This window comes from Azoarcus sp. TTM-91, from assembly GCF_012911025.1.
Lineage (GTDB): Bacteria > Pseudomonadota > Gammaproteobacteria > Burkholderiales > Rhodocyclaceae > Azoarcus.
In genome coordinates this window covers 1-289 of record NZ_WUEI01000329.1, presented here as the reverse complement: position 1 = coordinate 289, position 289 = coordinate 1, and the positions used below count along the sequence as shown (strand labels likewise).

The window sequence follows — 289 nt, the reverse complement described above, 5'->3', positions numbered from 1 at the left end:
CGGGGCCAGCACGGCCTCGCCGCCATCGTCCTCCAGCGCCCGGCCGACCAGATCCTCGATGTGGTCACGGCACTCGAGCAACAGCTCGAGCAGGCTGGGGGCGGGCTCGAGCGCGCCGTCGCGCAGGCGCGAGAGCAGGTTCTCCACATGATGGGTGAAGCCGACGACCGCCTCCAGGCCGAACATGCCGGCCGAGCCCTTGATCGTATGCGCGGCGCGGAACAGCGCATGCAGCCGCTCGACGTCGTGGCCCTCCTCGCACAGCGCACGCAAGTGCGCATCCATCGCC

The 289-nt window shown here is 70.9% G+C and carries 1 protein-coding gene; it reads right to left on the bottom strand.

Features of this window, described 5'->3' with window-relative positions:
* Positions 1-289: Hpt domain-containing protein (locus tag GRF61_RS24485; RefSeq protein WP_211166209.1), on the bottom strand; the 289-nt coding region annotated here is incomplete at both ends.